General features: G+C 35.0%; 19 protein-coding genes. 17 read left to right on the forward strand and 2 right to left on the reverse strand.

What is annotated here, in order from left to right; all coding sequences use genetic code 11:
- From FEE95_RS18000 to FEE95_RS18080, 17 genes are all read left to right on the forward strand, one after another.
- The gene (locus tag FEE95_RS18000) at positions 1-1,266 is read left to right on the forward strand and encodes a glycosyltransferase family 4 protein (protein WP_138659413.1); all 1,266 of its coding nucleotides are present in this window, start codon (positions 1-3) and stop codon (positions 1,264-1,266) included.
- 8 nt (positions 1,267-1,274) lie between these two features.
- A complete protein-coding gene (locus FEE95_RS18005) occupies positions 1,275-1,862 on the forward strand; it encodes an acyltransferase (protein WP_138659414.1) in 588 nt (195 codons plus the stop codon).
- A 160-nt stretch (positions 1,863-2,022) separates the two neighbouring features.
- Positions 2,023-3,081 (forward strand): hypothetical protein, encoded by a 1,059-nt coding sequence (locus tag FEE95_RS18010; protein ID WP_138659415.1) that lies wholly within the window; start codon positions 2,023-2,025, stop codon positions 3,079-3,081.
- A gap of 301 nt (positions 3,082-3,382) precedes the next feature.
- The gene (locus FEE95_RS18015) at positions 3,383-4,264 is read left to right on the forward strand and encodes a glycosyltransferase family 2 protein (RefSeq protein ID WP_138659416.1); all 882 of its coding nucleotides are present in this window, start codon (positions 3,383-3,385) and stop codon (positions 4,262-4,264) included.
- A 2-nt stretch (positions 4,265-4,266) separates the two neighbouring features.
- A complete protein-coding gene (gene wecB, locus FEE95_RS18020) occupies positions 4,267-5,388 on the forward strand; it encodes a non-hydrolyzing UDP-N-acetylglucosamine 2-epimerase (RefSeq protein WP_138659417.1) in 1,122 nt (373 codons plus the stop codon).
- Positions 5,388-6,599 (forward strand): UDP-N-acetyl-D-mannosamine dehydrogenase, encoded by a 1,212-nt coding sequence (gene wecC / locus FEE95_RS18025; RefSeq protein WP_138659418.1) that lies wholly within the window; start codon positions 5,388-5,390, stop codon positions 6,597-6,599. Before wecB (FEE95_RS18020) ends, wecC begins: the two co-directional genes overlap by 1 nt.
- Before the next feature lie 14 nt (positions 6,600-6,613).
- Positions 6,614-7,681 carry a glycosyltransferase family protein gene (locus FEE95_RS18030; RefSeq protein WP_138659419.1) on the forward strand — a complete coding sequence of 356 codons (1,068 nt, stop codon included), beginning with the start codon at positions 6,614-6,616 and terminating at the stop codon, positions 7,679-7,681.
- A 16-nt stretch (positions 7,682-7,697) separates the two neighbouring features.
- Positions 7,698-8,702 (forward strand): polysaccharide biosynthesis protein, encoded by a 1,005-nt coding sequence (locus FEE95_RS18035; protein ID WP_138659420.1) that lies wholly within the window; start codon positions 7,698-7,700, stop codon positions 8,700-8,702.
- On the forward strand, positions 8,703-9,131 hold the full coding sequence (locus FEE95_RS18040) for a cupin domain-containing protein (protein WP_138659421.1): 429 nt from the start codon (positions 8,703-8,705) through the stop codon (positions 9,129-9,131).
- 85 nt (positions 9,132-9,216) lie between these two features.
- Complete coding sequence (locus tag FEE95_RS18045) at positions 9,217-10,350, forward strand: polysaccharide biosynthesis C-terminal domain-containing protein (RefSeq protein WP_138659422.1); 1,134 nt, start codon at positions 9,217-9,219, stop codon at positions 10,348-10,350.
- 107 nt (positions 10,351-10,457) lie between these two features.
- Positions 10,458-11,594 (forward strand): non-hydrolyzing UDP-N-acetylglucosamine 2-epimerase, encoded by a 1,137-nt coding sequence (gene wecB, locus FEE95_RS18050; RefSeq protein WP_138659423.1) that lies wholly within the window; start codon positions 10,458-10,460, stop codon positions 11,592-11,594.
- A gap of 91 nt (positions 11,595-11,685) precedes the next feature.
- Positions 11,686-12,885, forward strand: coding sequence for a glycosyltransferase family 4 protein (locus tag FEE95_RS18055; RefSeq protein ID WP_138659424.1), 1,200 nt, complete (start codon positions 11,686-11,688; stop codon positions 12,883-12,885).
- 141 nt (positions 12,886-13,026) lie between these two features.
- Positions 13,027-13,629: a sugar transferase gene (locus tag FEE95_RS18060; RefSeq protein WP_138659425.1), complete on the forward strand. Its 603-nt coding sequence runs from the start codon at positions 13,027-13,029 to the stop codon at positions 13,627-13,629.
- Positions 13,630-13,634: 5 nt separating this feature from the next.
- On the forward strand, positions 13,635-14,654 hold the full coding sequence (locus tag FEE95_RS18065) for a glycosyltransferase (RefSeq protein ID WP_138659426.1): 1,020 nt from the start codon (positions 13,635-13,637) through the stop codon (positions 14,652-14,654).
- Complete coding sequence (locus tag FEE95_RS18070; protein ID WP_138659427.1) at positions 14,651-15,619, forward strand: ATP-grasp domain-containing protein; 969 nt, start codon at positions 14,651-14,653, stop codon at positions 15,617-15,619. The genes FEE95_RS18065 and FEE95_RS18070 overlap by 4 nt, the downstream gene beginning before the upstream one ends.
- Positions 15,603-16,259, forward strand: a complete 657-nt coding sequence (locus tag FEE95_RS18075) for an HAD family hydrolase (protein WP_138659428.1) — start codon at positions 15,603-15,605, stop codon at positions 16,257-16,259. Before FEE95_RS18070 ends, FEE95_RS18075 begins: the two co-directional genes overlap by 17 nt.
- A 439-nt stretch (positions 16,260-16,698) precedes the next feature.
- Positions 16,699-18,750 carry an HAD hydrolase-like protein gene (locus FEE95_RS18080; RefSeq protein WP_138659429.1) on the forward strand — a complete coding sequence of 684 codons (2,052 nt, stop codon included), beginning with the start codon at positions 16,699-16,701 and terminating at the stop codon, positions 18,748-18,750.
- A gap of 19 nt (positions 18,751-18,769) precedes the next feature.
- On the opposite strand, the gene FEE95_RS18085 is transcribed toward FEE95_RS18080, so the two are convergent.
- Together FEE95_RS18085 and bshA are read right to left on the reverse strand one after the other, a co-directional pair.
- Positions 18,770-19,240: a hypothetical protein gene (locus tag FEE95_RS18085; protein ID WP_138659430.1), complete on the reverse strand. Its 471-nt coding sequence runs from the start codon at positions 19,238-19,240 to the stop codon at positions 18,770-18,772.
- Positions 19,241-20,386 carry an N-acetyl-alpha-D-glucosaminyl L-malate synthase BshA gene (bshA, locus tag FEE95_RS18090; RefSeq protein ID WP_138659431.1) on the reverse strand — a complete coding sequence of 382 codons (1,146 nt, stop codon included), beginning with the start codon at positions 20,384-20,386 and terminating at the stop codon, positions 19,241-19,243.
- Between the last annotated feature and the right edge of the window lie 21 nt (positions 20,387-20,407).

Here is a 20,407-nt window from a genome sequence, read left to right on the forward strand (position 1 = left end):
ATGAAAGTTCTGTGGATAACAAATAATATATTTCCCGATTTATCAAAAGCTCTCGGAAATGAAATCCCGGTGGTAGGAGGATGGATGTACGGTCTTGCAAATGATTTGGTTAGCCGTGGAATTGACTTGACGGTTGCAACTGCTGATAGACATGTAAACCAATATACCGGGAAAATCAATGGTGTTTCTTATCTTCTTCTAAAAAGTAAAAAATCTTTAACAGAGTATGACGCTTCTTTAGTGCTACAATGGAAAAACTTGATTGAAGAAAAAAAGCCAGATGTCGTCCATATTCATGGAACTGAAAAAGCTCTGGGTCTCTCTTTGCTAACTGCCGAACCAAAACTAAATTATGTAGTTTCAATACAAGGGTTAATAAGTGTATGCTCTCGTTATTATACGGGAGGAATTCCCAACTCAGAATTAAAAAAACACACTACTTTTCGAGATATTATAAAACAAGATACCATACTTCAGGCAAAAAGAAAATTTCAAAAAAGAGGGGACTTAGTAGAGAAAAAATATTTTGAATTAGCGCAAAATTTTATAGGAAGAACACAGTGGGATTTTGATCACACCAAAACTTTAAACCCAAATGCCACATATCACTTTTGTAATGAATCGCTAAGGGATTCTTTTTATTCATCAAAAAAGTGGGATATTAAAAAAATTCAAAACCACACCATATTCTTAAGTCAAGCTCTATATCCAATTAAAGGATTACATCAAGTTATTGCTGCAGCGGCTTTACTTAAAAATGAGTTCCCAAATTTAAAGCTACGTGTTGCCGGTCATAATATTATTACCTCAAGTACTTTAAAAGACAAAATCGCAACTGGTGGATATGGAAGTTATATTCGCCACTTAATTCGTAAGTTTGACTTGAAGAACAATATAGAGTTCACAGGGCTTTTGAGTGAAAATCAAATGGTTACAGAATATCTAAATTGTAGTGTTTTTATTTGTCCTTCAAGTATAGAAAACAGTCCCAATTCATTGGGAGAAGCTCAATTATTGGGTACGCCATGTATAGCTTCTTATTCTGGTGGAATACCCAGTATGATAGAACATGAAAGAACAGGTTTGTTATATCGGTTTGAAGAGGTTGAGATGATGGCACAATTGATTAAAAGGGTTTTTAAAGATAAAGTACTATCTCAAAAACTTTCAAAGAATGGTATTGAGGCGGCCAGTAAAAGACACAATAGAGAAGTTAATACATCAAAAACTTTAGAGATTTACCAGTTGGTAAGTAGTTCTAAATAACCTGTCTTATGACATTATTTTTAAAAAAAATTGTTCTAAATATAATCGGTCTTCCAACCAGACTTTACAATTTCTTCGTTCTAAAGTATAAAGGAGTTGTATATGCTACGTACCCGAGAATTTCAGGAAGAATTTTCATCTCAGGACCAGGCAAAATTATATTGGGAGAGGGTGTACAAATAAATTCTAATTTATTTTCAAATCCTATTGGAGGGGATACCAGAACATTGTTCTCAGTTTTCAAAGGGGCTACCCTTTCAATTGGCGACTATTCCGGTTTTTCAAATATTGCTATTTCTTGTAAAGAAAAAGTTACCATTGGAAAACATGTTAAAATTGGGGGTGGTGTGAAAATATATGATTCCGATTTTCATTCATTAAATTTTGAGGATAGGAAAAACCCTAAGACCGATATACCAATAATAAAACCAATTGAATTAAAAGATGGTTGTTTCATAGGCGCTCATAGTATCATTCTAAAAGGGGTGACTATTGGGAAAGAGTCAATTATTGGGGCTGGATCCTTGGTGACAAAATCAGTACCAGACGGAGAAATCTGGGGTGGTAATCCAATAAAATTTATCAAAAAAATTTGAACCCTAAATGAGAGTTTTAAAAAGCTACCTTAATTCCATAGGTTTTATAATTCCATTTATTTTAGTTGGCTACTTAGTTAACCCTTTTAATATGGGATTTGTTTTTGGATATGCATTGGTACCCTTAATACTTTTGAAAAGAAATTTTTTACTAAAATCAATGGACTTGAATTTTGTCCTACTTCTTTTACTCTCCTTTATTTATGCTCTCTTTTATATGTTTGACCCTGTGGGTGGAATACAATATGCTATATTCTACGCAGTTTTTCCGCCTGTTTTCTATCTGCTGGGAAAATTTTTAATCACTGAAAATATACCTCAATATACTATATATCTCCTCCTTTTTTTAATTGGTTTTGTTTTTTCATTTTCGGCTTTGGTTTCGGTAATACTCAACTTTTTAGAAGGTGGGTTTTCTCAGTTAGACAGAAGTTTGCCCATGTTTTGGCCAGGTAGTGGTTTGGTATCAGCAACAAAAATGGGAGGGTTTTTCACTCTGAATATGTGCATACCTGCCCTATTGATTGGCAACCAGTCAAAATCCAAATTGATTTACAAATTAATCGGTATCGCAATTTTTATTTTCTCTATTGTTTGTGTTATCAGGTTAGGGAGTAGAACCCAACTGGGTATTATGCTAATTACTTGTTTTGTTTCTTTAATCTATGTAGCTCCAAAACAGTCTTTCAAAAAAAATGTTTTACTCTTCTTATTAATTTCAGGCATAGGATTTTATATCTACAGCAACGTATCCTTTGATTTAAATGAAGATTGGTTAAGCACCTTTGCGGGTCGTATGGACAAAGGAGCAGGAGATATTGCAAGTGGAGGAGGAAGGACGGAAAGATGGATTAAATCGTTTGAGTATATGTTTGAAAAACCACTGGGTTGGAGTGTTAATGAATTTGGTTTCGCTCATAACCTCTGGCTCGATGTCTTAAGAGTAACCGGCATAATTCCCTTTATCATACTCATTATATTTTCAGTTCGCTCGTTTAGAACAATTAAAAAAACTATTTCTTTCAAATCTAATCAGCTTTATTTTTCGGTTCAAATACTTATATATTCTATTGCTTTCTTTATGCTTTTTATGGTAGAACCCATATTTGACGGAATGTTTGAGATGTTCACTATTTTCTGCGTATTCATAGGAATCCTTTGCAAGTATAGAGAAGTTCAACATACCCCAATATTTGGTACTTCCATTCAGCAGAATTAACTATTTCAAAATTACCGTTCATAATAGCTAGGATTGTAATTCTAATTTGACAAAACCTGCTATTGGCAAAAATGAAGCAAGTAATTCTATCTAGCGAATCTCTGAAATACAGTTCCAAACTTTCATAGTTTACTTTACATATTGCACAAGCATCTTTCCATCTGACCACTAAATCAATGTAGTCATCTATTATCTTTCCAAACCTGCTCTTAATCTCCGTATCTTTGCACCCAAATCGAAAGCTAGTTTTTAGACAATAAAACAGAATTATTTTGGTTTACTAGTTGACTGATTACCCCAAATGCAAAGTATAGCTATTTTATTGACCTGTTTTAACAGAAAGGAGAAAACTCTTAATGCCTTAGAGCATCTATTCGTGGCTTACAATAGGGTTAAAGATACCGTTCAAATAGAAATCTACCTTACTGACGATGGCTCCACTGATGGTACAGGTGAAGCGGTTAAATCTAAATACCCAAAGATTCATATTTTACAAGGTAACGGCCAGTTGTATTGGGCCGGTGGCATGCGAAACTCATGGAAGGCCTCGCTCAATCACAATCATGATTTCTTCTTGCTTTTAAATGACGATACCGATACTTATGAGTCCTTTTTTGAAGAATTGTTAGAGACACACCAGTTTTGCGTCAAGACGTATAAACAAAGTGGTATTTATATTGGTTCAACAATTGATGGTGTCACTAAAAAAATATCTTACGGAGGCAATGTTTTTACAAATCGATTCTTGGCAAAATATGTAAAAGTAATTCCTAATAAGAAAACACCACAGGAATGTGAGTTGGGGAATGCGAATATTCAACTAGTTCATAAAAGTGTAGTAGAAAAAATAGGGGTCTTATCTGAAGGCTTTCATCATGGTCTGGCCGATTTTGACTATACTTTGAAAGCCAAAAGAGAAAACATACCGGTCTTGATAACCCCGAATATTTTGGGGGTTTGTACTAATGACCACGACAATCCTTTTGAAACCTTTCATCAATTGTCTTTGAAAGAGCGAATAAAAAAACTCTATAACCCTGTGGGTTTAGACTTTAAAAGTAATCTTCAATACATGAGAAGAAACTTCATCTATAGACTTCCAATTGTATTCTTGGTTGGCTGGTTAAAAGTTATTTTCCCAAAGTTCTATTTTAATAAATTATATAAAACCCGAGTGAGGTAAAGATGAAAAAGAAAAACCTAATTATATTCGGAACACGACCTGAGGCCATTAAAATGGCACCTTTAGTTAAGGAATTTTTGAAAAATCCAGCTTTCGAAACGATGGTATGTGTAACAGCTCAACATCGTGAAATGTTGGACCAAGTACTAGATTTTTTCGAAATCACCCCAGATTACGATTTGAATTTAATGAAACCAGGTCAGAATCTGTATGGTTTAACTGCAGATATTATTACAGGCCTTCAGCCGGTACTAGAAGAGTTTCAACCTGACTATGCATATGTCCATGGAGATACGACGACAACCATGGGTGCAAGCATTGCTTCTTTTTATTCTGGAGCCAAAGTTTGCCATGTAGAGGCTGGCTTGCGAACCTTTGATAAAAAGGCTCCTTTTCCAGAAGAAATTAACAGAACGATAACGGGTCATATCGCAGATTATCATTTTGCTCCTACTCAAACCTCATATGATAATTTGACAAGGGAAAGTATTTCAGAAAATGATATACTTATTACGGGAAACACCGTAATCGATGCCCTTTTTGAAAGTGTTTCTAGAGTTGATACTGTTGAAGACAAAGAAATCGAACTCCTTAAAAAGGAAATAGATTTCTCCAAAAGAATCGTTTTAGTAACCGGACATAGAAGGGAAAATCACGGTCAAGGTTTCATCAATATATGCGAAGCTTTAAAAGAAATCGGGGAATCTGTTGAGAACATCCAGATTATTTATCCAGTGCACCTAAACCCTAAGGTCCAAAAACCGGTTTATGAAATCTTAGGAAAGCAAGACAACATTAAACTAATTGCCCCTCTCGCCTACCCTGCTTTTGTTTGGTTAATGAACAAAGCCGAATTGGTAATTACCGATAGCGGAGGAGTTCAAGAAGAAGCTCCTAGTCTAGGCAAACCAGTACTGGTAATGCGAGATACAACGGAAAGGCCGGAAGCTGTAGAAGCAGGTACCGTTATTTTAGTTGGGACAGATAAAAAGAAAATTGTAAATGAAGCGGTTAATCTCTTAGGCGATTCAGAATTATATAAAAAAATGAGCAAGCTCCACAATCCATATGGTGACGGAAAGGCTTGCGAACGTATTGTAGAATTTATTGAAAATTTAAAATAATGACCAACCCAGAAGTAGTAATGATTGGCCTAGGATACATAGGCCTTCCAACAGCAGCATTGATAGCAGAAGGAGGAACTCATGTGCATGGAGTAGATATTAATCAAGATGTTGTAGACACTATTAACAGAGGAGAAATTCATATTGTAGAACCTGAATTGGACAAATCTGTAGCGAATGCGGTAAGCAAAGGGTTTCTGAAGGCCTCCACTAAACCAGTAGAAGCAAATACTTATCTCATAGTTGTTCCAACCCCTTTTAAGGATAAGAACGAACCTGATATTTCATTCGTACAAGCTGCGACAACTGCAATTCTGCCTTTGTTGAAAGATGGAGATATGTATATTATCGAATCAACATCACCAGTAGGTACCACTGAGAAGATGATGGATTATATTCATGAGGAAAGGCCTGAATTAAAAGGAAAATTGCACATGGCCTATTGCCCGGAAAGAGTTTTACCAGGTAATGTTATGTATGAATTAGTTCATAACGACCGTGTAATTGGCGGTGTCGATGAAGCATCTACAGATAAAGCAGTCGCATTTTATGCCAAGCATGTGAAGGGAGAATTACACAAAACTAACGCTCGAACCGCAGAGATGTGCAAACTAGTTGAAAATTCTTCCCGTGACGTACAAATAGCGTTCGCAAATGAGCTTTCATTAATTTGTGATAAGGCAGATATTAACGTTTGGGAACTAATTAGTTTAGCCAATAAGCACCCCAGAGTAAACATCCTACAACCAGGTTCTGGAGTAGGTGGACACTGCATTGCAGTTGACCCGTACTTTATAGTTTCTGATTATCCTATGGAATCCAAAATTATCGGAACTGCCAGAGAAGTAAATAATTACAAATCTTTTTGGTGTGCCGAAAAAGTTCAAAACACAAAATTACAATTTGAACTACAACATGGTAGAAAGCCAAAAATCGCTTTGATGGGTCTAGCTTTCAAACCAGATATTGATGATTTAAGAGAATCTCCCGCAAAATATATTGTGCAGCGAGTTTTGCAGAACGCTAATAATGAAGAGTACTATATAGTCGAACCTAACATTGAAGAGCACAACGTTTTTAAAATAACTGATTACAAAACGGCCTTCGAAAAGTCTGATATAATCGTCTATCTGGTTGCTCATAAAGAATTCAAAACTTTAGGATTGAATGCTGACAAAGTGATTCTTGACTTTTGTGGTGTCAATAAGTAGATAGCAGGTCAAATATGCCCCAAGATTCAACACTTTTAGTTTTAGCACAATCCCTTGAACAACCTCGAGTTGTTAAACGGATTATTGAAAAAGCAAAAGACTATGATAAAATTGAGGTCTTCGGCTTTAAACGGGAAATCCATGAGGTGAACAATTTCGGTATTCTTGAAAATTACGAGAATGTAAAATTGAACATTGTGGGCACTATGGCCAATTATAAGTACATGAAAAGGTTGGCCAACTATTTTAGGTTGATAATTGCTATTTATTCAAAATATGGATTTAAATCAAAAAACCTATATGTCTTTGGTTTAGATATAAGAATGGTTTCGACTTTGGTAGCTAACTCCAAAATAGACTACGAAATAAGTGACATCATGTGGCTTTACAAGTCACCACTTCAGAAGTCTTTTTTACGGAGAATTGACACCAATTTGGCAAAATGGTCAAACTCCGTCATTTTTACCTCAAAGGGTTTTTATGATTCGCATTATAAAATGTTTGTAAAACCTGAAAATGCCATAATTAAGGAAAACAAGTTTAAAACCTATGATAAGGTATCACCTATTTTAGATATTAAAAAAGACAAAATTAGAATTGCCTACATAGGGGCATTTCGGTATTCAACCATTATAGAACGCTTATTACAAGTCGTCAGGGAAAATAAAAACCTTGTTTTGAACTTTTACGGTGATGGGTTCAAAACTATTGTCGAGGAGATGAAAAAAAATGCATCGGAAAATGAAAATATATTCTTTCATGGTGCGTTTAAGAATCCAGATGATCTGGAGAACATTTATGCTGAAAACAATGTCAATTTTGTTGTTTATAAAAACACGCTAGAGAACGAAAAGGTCGCCATGCCCAATAAATTCTATGAATCTGGATTTTTCAATATTCCAATAGTAGCTGCAGTAAACACCTATGTAGGGCAACGGGTTTTAGACCAAAATATGGGTTGGACCATAGATATCGATTATAATTCTATTTCTAAGTTTTTGAATAACTTACAAATGGATAATATTATTAAACATCATGAAAATATAAAAAGGTTGGACAAGTCATTGTTCGAATCTAAGTGATTATAAAGAAGTTATTATGTTCAAAGACAAAACCTTACTTATTACAGGAGGTACAGGATCCTTCGGAAACGCAGTTTTAAATCGTTTCTTAGAAACCGACATCAAAGAAATTCGCATCTTTTCACGTGATGAAAAGAAACAAGACGATATGCGAAACACGCTAAAGAATGAAAAAGTAAAATTTTACATCGGTGATGTTCGTGATTACAATAGCATTTCAAGAGCGATGAGTGGTGTAGACTATGTCTTTCATGCTGCTGCTTTAAAACAAGTACCATCATGTGAATTTTTTCCGATTGAAGCGGCGAAAACAAATGTTTTTGGAACACAAAATACAATTGATGCTGCTGTAGCCAATAAAGTAAAGCGCATTATCTGCTTGAGTACTGATAAAGCGGCTTACCCAATTAACGCAATGGGAATCAGTAAAGCTTTGATGGAAAAAGTTGCTGTTGCAGCATCAAGGAATATTCCGAATGATGACACTATTGTCTGTTTGACGCGATATGGTAACGTAATGGCATCGAGAGGTTCGGTAATTCCCTTATTTGTTAAACAAATTGAAGATAAAAACCCGTTGACCATTACCGATCCAAACATGACTCGCTTCTTAATGTCTTTAGAAGATGCTGTGGATTTGGTCTTATTTGCCTTTAAACATGGTAATCAGGGGGACCTTTTTGTAAACAAAGCTCCAGCCAGCACCATAGGAGATTTGGCAAATGCTATTAAAGGAATTTTTAATGCCGATAATGACATCAAAATTATAGGAACACGACACGGTGAAAAGTTATATGAAACTTTGTGTACGCGCGAAGAAATGCAGAAAGCCGAAGATATGGGCGAATTCTATCGAATTCCTGCGGATAATCGCGATTTGAATTATAGTAGATATTTCTCTGAAGGTGAGACCGATATTAGTTCTATTGAAGATTATCATTCGCATAACACGACACAACTTACCGACGAAGAATTAAAGCAAACGTTACTAAATTTAGATTACATCAAAGAAAATCTTTAAATGGTCTTTCATAATTTAATTCACGGTGCCAATTTTTCTGATGAACGTGGTGGACTGAATTTTTTTAATTCATTTGAAATGAAAGAAATCGTTCGCATGTATGAAATAGCTCCAAGTGATACTTCAACAATACGAGGATGGCAAGGACATAAGGAAGAAAAAAAATGGTTTTATTGTCATTCGGGAAGCTTCGTAATGAATTTGATACAAATAGATGACTTTGATTCTCCGTCAAGAATAATAACACCTGAACGGCTTTTACTAGCATCGGAAAAGCCATCTATTTTGGAAATTTCAGGAGGCTATGCCACTGGATTCAAAGCTCAAGAGGAAAACTCGAAACTACTGGTGTTTTCTAATTTCTCTTTGGAAGAATCTAAAAATGACGATTTCAGGTTTCCTCTAGGTCAATGGCCAGGACAATGGTAGCAATTAGATAATTGAAATAAATAGATTTTTTCCTAAAGGGAATGGCACCAGAAGAAAAATGGATACTGAAACAAATTCAGCATAAATGAAAAAAGTAGGAATTACAGGGCAAGCAGGTTTCGTTGGAAATCACCTATATACGACTCTCACCTTAGATGAAACAGTAGAGCTTGTGCCTTTTGAACGCGATTTTTTTGACGATCAAAGTGCTTTAGAAAGTTTTGTTAAACAGTGTGACACTATTGTTCATCTTGCCGCAATGAACAGGCACGAAGATATGAATGTCATATACAATACAAATTTGGGCTTGGTAGAGGCATTGATTACTGCTTGTAAAACAACATCTTCCACCCCACACATTATATTTTCTTCCTCTTCTCAAGAAGATCGAGACAATTTATACGGAAAGTCAAAAAAGGAAGGGAAAGAGAAATTTGTTTCTTGGGCATCTGAAACTGGTGGAAAGTTTACTTCACTAACCATTCCCAATGTTTTTGGACCATTTGGGAAACCAAATTATAATTCTGTTGTAGCAACCTTTTGTTACAAAGTAGCAAGAGGAGAAGAACCTACTATCATTCAAGATGGTGAAGTTGGTTTAATCTATGTGAATGAATTAGTAGCTGTCTTTATTGAAACTATAAAAAATCAAGTCAAGTCAGAAAGCATTGGCGAGAATAGCTCTGAGGTAAGAATTCAACCAACTAGTAAGAACAGAGTTTCTCGTATTTTGGAATTGCTCAACCAATACAAGTCTGATTATATGGGGAATGGCATCTTCCCAAGTTTGGAAAATCAGTTTGAGAAAGCCTTATTCAATACATTTAGGTGTTATGTGCCCGAAGCGCATTATCCTGTAAAATTCACAAAGCATACAGACCCTAGGGGAAGCTTTGTAGAAATTGCAAGAACACAAACTAGCGGACAGTTTTCCTTCTCAACGACAGTCCCTGGAATTACCAGAGGGAATCATTTTCATACAAGAAAAGCAGAGCGCTTTGCCGTAATCAGTGGTAAAGCATTGATTCAGTTGCGTAAAATAGGAACTGATAAAGTCATTGATTATTATCTTGACGGTAATGAGCCGGCCTATGTGGATATGCCAATTTGGTATACGCATAATATCAAAAATATTGGAGACGAAGAATTAATAACCTTATTTTGGATTAACGAACCATACAACCCCGAAGATGCGGATACGTATTTCGAAGATGTATGATTTGAACGCGAGACCTTAAAACTTGAACGAAAAAAAACGTAGAATTCTGCAAATCAAGGGAATAACCTTATAACTTTGCAAGCAGTAACCCTAAACTTATCAATCTTTTGAAAAAACTAAAAGTACTTACCGTAGTAGGAACAAGACCTGAAATCATCCGTTTGGCCTGTGTATTAAATGCCTTAGATGCCAATGATGCCATAGATCATACCTTAGTGCATACGGGTCAAAACTATGATTACGAGCTAAATGAGATATTCTTTGATGATTTAGGAATTCGTAAACCTGACCATTTTCTTAATGCAGCTGGTAAAAATGCGACGGAAACGGTAGGAAATATTCTTATCAAAATCGACCCACTTTTAGAGGAAATAAATCCAGATGCTTTTTTGGTTTTAGGAGATACCAATTCTTGTCTTTGCGCCATTCCAGCGAAGAAAAGAAAGATTCCTGTTTTTCACATGGAGGCAGGAAATAGATGCTTCGACCAACGTGTTCCGGAAGAAACGAATCGCAAAATTGTCGACCATGTTGCCGATGTCAATCTCACCTACAGTGATATTGCCAGGGAATATTTACTTCGCGAAGGACTTCCGGCAGATAGAATAATCAAAACCGGAAGCCCGATGTTCGAGGTACTACAACAGTTCATTCCTAAAATTGAGAAATCAAGTGTACTTGAAAAACTCGGGCTTGAGAAAGAAAAATACTTTGTAGTGTCATCCCATAGGGAGGAAAACATTAGCAATCCTAAAAACTTTGAAGGATTGATTACTTCATTAAATCAAATTGCTGAAAAATATGATTTCCCGGTAATCGTTTCCACGCATCCGAGAACACGAAATATGTTAGATTCCAAAAATTTGGAAACCCATAAAAACATACAATTTTTAAAGCCATTAGGTTTTACTGATTATAATGCTTTACAGTATAATTCTTTTGCGGTTCTCTCTGATAGTGGTACCATTTCAGAAGAATCATCAATATTGAATTTCAGAGCTTTAAATATTCGCGAGGCCCATGAACGACCAGAAGCAATGGAAGAAGCATCAGTAATGATGGTAGGTATGAATCCTGAGCGAATAATGCAGGCCCTTGCAGCTTTAGATGTTCAAGAAAGAAATCCAGAACGTAACTTCAGACCGGTTGCCGATTATTCAATGCCTAACGTTAGTGAAAAAGTAGTTCGAATCATACTATCTTATGTAGATTATGTGAACCGAGTTGTTTGGTCTAAGCCCTAATCTTATGAAATAAGCCATGACAATTATTTTGTATCAATCGATGTAATAATGGCGAATTCCATCTGATAATATTAAAAAGAACAAAAAACAGATGAAAGTTATTTTTCTGGCACTTGCCTTTCCAAAAATGGATAAGACCAAGTACCTCTATACACAATTAGTTTCTCAATTTCACGAAAATGGACATGATATAACAGTTGTGGCACCAACATACGATGATACTATTGTCGGCTTGCAAATTGAAGAAGGTGTAAAGGTTATTCGCGTAAAAACTTTACCGCTTTTTGGGGTGGGTTTAATCAAAAAAGGGATTGCCAACGTATTACTACCGTATCAATACAAAAGTGCTTTGAAAAAGAATAATATTGGTCTTGATTTTGACTTGATTATCACTCCTACTCCACCTATTACCCTATATGGAGTCGCAGCTTGGTTGAAAAAGAAATCGAAAGGGAAACTCTACTTAATTCTTCGCGATATTTTCCCTCAAAATGCAGTTGACCTGGGTATGCTTAAAAAAAGTGGGCCAATACACTATTATTTTAGAAGGAAAGAAAAGAAGTTATATGCAAAAGCCGACCATATAGGTTGTATGTCTCAGGGCAATATTGACTTTGTTAAAAAGCACAACCCTTCAGTTTCTGCCGATAAGCTTCATATGTTATCAAATTGGGGAGATATTATTCCTCTTGCTCAAGAAGAGAAAATAAACGAATTACGACAGCAAGAAGGTTTTCAAGACAAATTTGTAGTAATATTTGGGGGAAACATTGGTTTGCCTCAAAAAATGGAAAACATTGTTAATCTCGCTATAGCCTGTAAAGATGAAAAAGACATCGTTTTTTTAATTATTGGACGAGGAAACGAACAAGAAAATCTTAAAAATCTCATAAAATCCAAGAATGTTAAAAATATGGAATTGAGAGATGGGCTACCTCAAAAAGAATACATGAAGTGGGTACAAATGGCCGATGTGGGCTTGATATCTTTAAGCGAAAAATTTACCATTCCCAATATACCCTCAAAAGCATTATCGTATTATAATACTAAAACTCCCATATTGGCCTCTATAGACCTAAACACTGATTTTGGAACCATATTAGACGACCTTAAAGTTGGGGTGTGGGCTGAAGCTGGTAATACTCTAGACTTAAAGAAAAAGCTAATGTTGCTATATAAAGATGCAGTGTTAAGAAAAGAAATGGGGCAAAACGGTTTTGAGTACATGAAAGAGTATTTGTCTTCTGAAACTGCTCTAAACATAGTTCTAAAGGAGGCTGGACTAGCTTAAAACCGAAGATTTTATCTTGAAAAATGACACCATACCGATAGTCAATTAATTTGAACAAGTAATCACGCTATTTATCTATATGTTGTCCATGAATCGATTAATAATTTTTAATTTGCTAATCATAGCGCAGAACTGACTGGGATGTATAAACTTTTTTTCAAAAGAGTCATTGATATTCTTTTTTCCCTAGGTGTCTTAACAATACTAAGTCCAATCTTCTTAGTAGTATTTCTATTGTTAAGTATCGCAAATAATGGGAAAGCCTTTTTTGTTCAGAAACGTCCAGGAAAAAATGAGGATATTTTTAAAATAATAAAGTTCAAGTCTATGAATGATAAAAAAGGAATAGATGGTGAACTTTTACCAGATGGGGACAGAATTACGAAGGTTGGTCAATTTGTCCGTAAAACTTCGTTGGATGAAATTCCGCAACTCTTGAACGTATTAAAAGGCGATATGAGTTTAATCGGGCCAAGACCACTTTTAGTTTCTTACCTTCCTTTGTATTCCGAAGAACAAAGTAGAAGGCATAATATTCGACCAGGAATAACTGGATGGGCACAAGTCAATGGCAGAAATGCAATATCTTGGGAAAAGAAGTTTGAATATGATGTGTGGTATGTTGATAATTGTTCATTTTTAGTGGACATGAAAATTTTTTGGATGACCTTTTTAAAGGTGATAAAAAGGGATGGTATTTCGTCAGATACTAACGCCACTATGGAAACATTCACAGGTAATTAGAACGTATGCAGTTAAGTATTGTCATTCCTTGTTATAATATGGAACGCTATCTACCAGAGTGTATAGACAGTCTGCTAGATCAAAATTTGAACCCAGCCGAATACGAGGTTATTATCGTTAATGATGAATCAAAAGATTCTACTTTAGTCGTTGCCAACAATTACGCAGCCAAGCATGAAAATATAGTAGTTATTGACAAAAAAAATGCTGGGGTTGGTGCTGCGAGAAATTCCGGTTACGATGTAGCAAAAGGCAAATACCTTTACTTTTTAGATCCAGATGATTATCTGGCTAAAAATACGGTTACCACGGTTTTAGGGTTAATGGAAAATAATGACCTTGATATTCTTACTTTTCATAGTATGCCCGTTGTTAAACGACATGTGCCCAATTCATTGAATATAGAACATGGAGTCAAAGAATTAGAGGTGCAGGACGGCATTTCGTATATAGCAAACATCAAACATCACAATGAAATTTGGTGGTATTTTATAAAACGTGAATTTATGGTATCCACAGGAATTCGTTTTATAGAAGGAAAATGGATGGAAGATGCCATTCTAACATCGGAATTATTCTTAAAGGCAAAACGAATGGCACATGCTGATATCGATGTACATCGATATCGAATACTACCCACATCGGCAATGCGGAATAAAAGCTCGGAACACTATAATAAAGTGATTTATGATAACGCCAATGCAGCACATGTTTATGGCGAACTTATCAAATCAGTGCCTGCAGCGCATGAAAAAGCAGAACCTTGTATAAAACGTTTGAAGACGCGACAACAATCCTTTGTCTTTTTTCTCATGGTTCGCTTAATGAAATCCGATATTTCGGTAAAGAAAATACCTGAAATGCTTAGTGGCTTCGAAAAAATAGATGCCTATCCCTTGAAAAAATTCATAGGTGAAGATTATCATGGCATTGGCTATTCCTTTCTTGTTTTTATATTTAACCGTAAACCTTTGATAAATCCATTTATCAAATTCTTTAGAACCTTTTATAACATAGCCAAATGAATATTTTAATTACCTCTGCAGGAAGAAGAGTTTCTTTAGTGCGGGCATTTCAAAAAGAATTAAAGAAATTGTATCCGGAGTCAAAGGTAGTAGCAGCTGATGCTAAGCCTGAACTATCAGCAGCTTGTCATGCAGCTGATGAGTACTTTCAGGTTCCTCGGCTAGATAAGCCCGAGTATATTGAGAATCTCATAGTGCAGTGTAAGGAACATGGTGTAAAATTGGTAATTCCAACTATTGATACCGAGCTGCTTCTTTTAGCAAAAAATAAAATTCTTTTAGAAGAAAATGGTATTATTCCAATTATAGCCTCAATCTCATTCATTGAAAAGTGCAGGGACAAAAGAGTTATACATGATTTTTTCGAATCACATAGTATAGCAATTGCGAAAGAGTATAGCAAAGATGATTTTGAATTGCCAATGTTCATTAAGCCAATTGATGGAAGTAGAAGTGTCGATACTTATCTAATTAAAACCAAGGAAGACCTTACGGAGTACCACTTTGAAAATGAAAAATTAATGTTTCTTGAGTATCTAGACCATGACCATTACGATGAATTTACCTGTGATTTATATTATGGAAAAGATCACAAATTAAAGTGTGCAGTGCCACGAAAACGAATTGAAGTCCGTGATGGGGAAGTAAATAAGGCGGTTGCAATGAATAATAGTTTGGTTGATTACATCAAGGAAAACCTTGCTTATGTTGAAGGTGCTGTCGGTTGTTTGACTGCCCAATTTTTTAAGCACAAAAGCGAAAGTAAGATTTATGGTATTGAAATTAACCCTAGATTTGGTGGAGGGTATCCACTCTCTTATTTAGCTGGGGCCAATTTTCCAAAGTGGATTATTGAGGAATACATCTTAGGTAAAGAAATAAGTGAAAAATTCGATTGCTGGGAAGATAACTTGCTCATGATTCGATACGACGATGAAATTCTAGTTCATGGATATAAAGGTTGATCAGAACACAGTTATCGTTTTTGATTTGGACGATACACTTTACAACGAAATCGACTATTTAAAATCGGCCTATACTGCTCTTGCTAAAGATTTGGAACCCGAAAATTGGGAACAGCTTTATGCTAACCTTTTCTCTCTATATAGGAACAACGAAAACCCGTTTAAATATGTGAGTGAAAACTTTGGTGTATCTACCACTGAATTGATCGAACTTTATAGAGATCACATTCCTAACATTACTCCTTTTGAAGGTGTTTTGCAAAAATTTCAAATTATAAAGGATAGAAAGGGTAAAATTGCCATCCTAACTGATGGGCGTAGCAAATCGCAGAGAAATAAAATCAATGCCCTTGGACTTATACCCTATCTAGATTATATTGTGATTTCAGAAGAAATAGGGTCTGAAAAACCGGATAAGAAAAATTTCAAGTCAATTGAAAATCATTTTAAAGTAAAGAACTATTATTATATTGGAGATAATCTCAAGAAAGACTTCATTACTCCCAACCAACGAGGTTGGCAAACCATAGCACTTTTGGACAATGGTTTGAACATTCATTCAAATGCCTATCTCTATAATAAAGAAGAACACCTTCCGCATAATTATGTGCTTCACTTTGATCAATTGAACTTCATTTAAAAAAATATTCTTCTGACAATAAGTTTTTTGGCTGAAATTAAAGTTCAATATTTAGTCGAATCCAACCTTTTATTAGAAATAGCTCAAGGAATATGAATATTGGTAAAATTTTTCATGTTTCAACCAAAACATAAACAACTGAAAAATAGCTTATTAACAATTAAGTTCATATTTTTTCTAAATAAGTTGGACAAGAAAAATCCAAATTGTACCTTTGGTCGTATATAAAGTGTATTTCATCGATAGTTTTGATCAAACCGATAATATTAACTTTTAAAAGCCCCGAAGTTTTGAACACCTATAAGCCCTCGATTCTAAAAGATTTTATTGACAAGGTTAGAGAGAAAGCGGTAATCTGGATGTATAATCGTTCGCCTATTCTTTTCACACTATTTGTTTAATAAACTTACCTTTGGATTTTAAATAATTAGCCCCTCCTTTGAAAACGCTACTTCAAAAGATTGAGAGTAAATCTTCATGTAAAGTAGTTTTTACAGATTTTTTTGACACACTAGTCCATAGAATAGTTCATCCTCATTACACAATTAAATTATGGGGTAAATTTATGATTCGTGAATTGGGACTTCTTATCAATGCAGACGAATTGTTTGCTATTCGAATCGACTCGCTTTCACATCTATCAAACAAATTATTTCTTAAAACAATTGAGGTTCCTTATGAAGAACTTCAAATTGAAGTTTACCGTAGACTTATTAATGCAGAAGTCTTACCAAATACATCTTTTGAGCATTTTTGTAAAATTTTCACACAAGCTGATTTAGTTTCAGAAACCTCTGTACAGTTTAAAAATGAATCCCTAGTTCACTCTTTAAAAGAAATAAGAGGAAAGGGATATCGCATTTACCTAATCACAGATTTTTTTCTTCCTCATGAAATTATTTCTAAAATTCTTGAATACCATGGCATGTTGGGGGTTTTCAATGCTATTTTTGTATCCTGTGATTTGAAAAAAAGTAAGGAAAGCGGTTCGATTTATCCAGAAGTCCTTGAACTTACAAATTCATCACCCGCTGAAACGATTATGGTTGGCGACAACAAAAAAAGTGATATCATTAATGCGCAAAAACATGAAATAGAAGGTATTCATACAAAAAATCTGAGACATCATTTTCGTAATAAAAGAAATTTAATGGGGAATGACAACCATAATTTTGATAATGTTTGCGAAACTATTGAGAAAACTTGTGCAAAAAGTAAATATCCATTTAGTGAATACATAATTCATTTTTATTTTTTTACGGAACGTTTGTATAAGAAAGCCAGAAGAGATGGGGTAAAAGACTTATTTTTTTTGGCAAGAGAGGGTCTTTACTTGAAGAAGTTATTCGACTTTTACCAAGAACTCAATCAATTCAATTCTAAAAATCAAATCCGTACTCATTATTTAAAAGCATCGCGGCAGTCCGCACAACAAGTTGCTCTTAAACCTCTTGAGGAAGAAGATTTCAAAGAATTAGGAGGAATGTATAACCAAATGTCCATAGATCAATTACTGACATGGTTCTTATTTCCTGAAAAATTAAAAAAACAGTTAATCGACCAATTAGGCATTAAACCAGAACAAAATTTTTCAAATTTGTTTACCTCAGAATTGATGAGCGAACTGCGAAAAAATGAAATTTTTGTAACACAATATGAAAAAAACCGGGTAAACCAAAAAGAAGCTTTCATGAAGTACTTAACTTCATTTGGTGCGGATATTGAAAAGAATGGGATTTCCTTGGTAGATGTCGGCTGGGGAGGTACAATGCAAGAATGTATCCATAAATTTCTTAATAAAGAGGTTCCAGTAACAGGATATTATATTGGACTTAAAGCTATTTACAATATTGAACCGGACACCAAAAGATTTGGCTTAAACTTCTCGCTCTATCCCAGTCATGGAGTTTCCTATGACATTTTAAAAGCAAATGGTCAGTTGTACGAACAACTATTAGGTGCCCCTCATGGCAGTACTTTAGGTTATAAACTTGAAAACGGACAGCCTGAGACTATTGAGTTTCATGAGGAAAGTGAAAAGTACGTTTTTGACAATTATGTAAAAGACGTTCAGTCATATATGTTCGGACGATTTGAGGAATTGTTCCTAAGCTTAAGATCTATTGATTATTCTCAAGTTCGAGTTCAGGAATATATGACCAGTATGGCAATGCGAACTGGAATATTAACGAACAAGAAACGTATTCGATTTATTAACAATATTTCAAAAGGTTTTTACCAAAATGTTGGGGAAAATAAGGTAGGCCTCAATTATAATCCAAAGCAGCTTTCGGTTTCAAAACGCTCTTTGGTTTATAAATTTATTCGATCTCCTGAGAAGGTTTTTCGTTACCTTGTTAAAGTCAAACCTTTCTTATATGCAAAAGGCCTTTACTGGTGCTCTTGGCCTGTTAATTTGGCATATTACTATATGAAATTTAACTTTTGGGTGAAGAAGACTTGGTTTCCAAAGCGATTGTTACGTTCCTAAAATCGGAGTTCGCATTATCCTATTTAAAATTTCGTTCCACTAGAACCTCTTTCTTAGTAATGGGGATTTTATAAATACAAAATAGATTTGTGCGAATAGAGGTCAAATTCTCCTTAGAATCTCTATGCATATCAGAATTAAGAATTACCTGCTTCTCTGTTTCCGCATTAAAAGTAAGCACGGGCAACCCATCAAAATTTTGTTCTCCAACGCAGTGAAAAATTACCATTTCTTTAGAAAAGTCAATAATTGGAAGTGGAAGTCCAGGTTTTCGAGTTCTATTAATCTTAGCGTATAAACTTTTAAGTCTTTTCTCATCTTTGATAATCATAGTTTCCTCAACATCGAAACCGCCATACTCATCTTGAACAAGCAATACCATCTTAGAGTTCGCAGGCTTAGAACCTGAACTAGAATCTTTCATACTTGCCTTCTTTTGCCCATTGCATGATGCCAAAACAAATAAAACGGCTACCAAATAATTTTTCACCTAACTATAACTTTTATTGAATCTACTTTTGTAAGCTTTTTCATAAACCTCTTCGTATAAAGGAAGAATATTGAGGATATCAAATTTTTCGGCTGACTTAACAGCGTTGTCTTTGAATCGGTCTAAAACCTCTTCCTCCTCCAGTATCTTAAGTGCATTCTGTGCCATTTCATCCACTTCTCCAACATCACTTAAAAAACCTGTAATTCCATGTTCGTTAACCTCAGGAATTCCTCCTGCATTACTTGAAATTACGGGTACCTTATTAATCATAGCCTCTAAGGCAGCTAAACCAAAACTTTCCGTTTCAGAGGGCAATAAAAATAAATCAGTAAAACATAAGATTCTATCAATTTCATTACTGTTACCAAGAAATATGACTTTATCAGAAATCCCTAACTTCTCACACAATAACTCAGCTCCTTCTTTTTCGGGACCTTCCCCTACCATCACCAATTTTGCAGGCGTCTTTGCCTGCACTTTGTTGAAAATATTAATCACATCGGGTATTCTTTTTACCTTTCTAAAATTACTAATATGAGTTAAAATTTTCTCATGATCAGCAGCCATTAAAGACCGTTGACAATCAGTAAAAGAAGCACTATACTTGCTCTTATCAATGAAGTTGGGAATTACCTCAATGTCCCCTTTAATATCGAAAATTTCTAGAGTCTGTTTTTTTAAATTTTCAGAAACCGAAGTTACCACATCAGAATTATTTATACTGAATGTAACCGCAGGTTTATAAAAAGGGTGTTTGCCCACCAACGTAATATCAGTTCCGTGCAGGGTGGTAATCATTGGAATATGAATATTTTCCTCTGCCAACATTTGTTTGGCCATATACCCAGCGTATGCATGAGGAATGGCGTAATGAACATGCAACAACTCTATTCCGTGAAACTTGATTGTATCGACCAGTTTGCTTGACAAAGCCAATTCGTAAGGTTGGTACTGAAATAAAGGATATTCTGGCACATGCACCTCATGAAAGTGTATTCTATTGTTTAGCAAGCCTAAGCGAACTGGTTGTCTATAGGTTACAAAATGAACTTCATGACCTCTATTTGCTAGGGCGATGCCTAGCTCTGTGGCAACTACACCACTACCACCCCAAGTAGGGTAACATACGATAGCTATCTTCATTAATCAAATTTAGTGAAAACA

The organism is Maribacter algarum (ex Zhang et al. 2020) (assembly GCF_005885635.1).
GTDB lineage: Bacteria > Bacteroidota > Bacteroidia > Flavobacteriales > Flavobacteriaceae > Maribacter_C > Maribacter_C algarum.

Bases quoted from the DNA above. Each gene is read 5' to 3' on its own strand.
- FEE95_RS18000 (WP_138659413.1), top strand. From the start codon at position 1: ATGAAAGTTCTGTGGATAACAAATAATATATTTCCCGATTTATCAAAA.
- FEE95_RS18005 (WP_138659414.1), top strand. From the start codon at position 1,275: ATGACATTATTTTTAAAAAAAATTGTTCTAAATATAATCGGTCTTCCA.
- FEE95_RS18010 (WP_138659415.1), top strand. From the start codon at position 2,023: ATGGACTTGAATTTTGTCCTACTTCTTTTACTCTCCTTTATTTATGCT.
- FEE95_RS18015 (WP_138659416.1), top strand. From the start codon at position 3,383: ATGCAAAGTATAGCTATTTTATTGACCTGTTTTAACAGAAAGGAGAAA.
- wecB (WP_138659417.1), top strand. From the start codon at position 4,267: ATGAAAAAGAAAAACCTAATTATATTCGGAACACGACCTGAGGCCATT.
- wecC (WP_138659418.1), top strand. From the start codon at position 5,388: ATGACCAACCCAGAAGTAGTAATGATTGGCCTAGGATACATAGGCCTT.
- FEE95_RS18030 (WP_138659419.1), top strand. From the start codon at position 6,614: ATGCCCCAAGATTCAACACTTTTAGTTTTAGCACAATCCCTTGAACAA.
- FEE95_RS18035 (WP_138659420.1), top strand. From the start codon at position 7,698: ATGTTCAAAGACAAAACCTTACTTATTACAGGAGGTACAGGATCCTTC.
- FEE95_RS18040 (WP_138659421.1), top strand. From the start codon at position 8,703: ATGGTCTTTCATAATTTAATTCACGGTGCCAATTTTTCTGATGAACGT.
- FEE95_RS18045 (WP_138659422.1), top strand. From the start codon at position 9,217: ATGAAAAAAGTAGGAATTACAGGGCAAGCAGGTTTCGTTGGAAATCAC.
- FEE95_RS18055 (WP_138659424.1), top strand. From the start codon at position 11,686: ATGAAAGTTATTTTTCTGGCACTTGCCTTTCCAAAAATGGATAAGACC.
- FEE95_RS18060 (WP_138659425.1), top strand. From the start codon at position 13,027: ATGTATAAACTTTTTTTCAAAAGAGTCATTGATATTCTTTTTTCCCTA.
- FEE95_RS18065 (WP_138659426.1), top strand. From the start codon at position 13,635: ATGCAGTTAAGTATTGTCATTCCTTGTTATAATATGGAACGCTATCTA.
- FEE95_RS18070 (WP_138659427.1), top strand. From the start codon at position 14,651: ATGAATATTTTAATTACCTCTGCAGGAAGAAGAGTTTCTTTAGTGCGG.
- FEE95_RS18075 (WP_138659428.1), top strand. From the start codon at position 15,603: ATGGATATAAAGGTTGATCAGAACACAGTTATCGTTTTTGATTTGGAC.
- bshA (WP_138659431.1), bottom strand. From the start codon at position 20,386: ATGAAGATAGCTATCGTATGTTACCCTACTTGGGGTGGTAGTGGTGTA.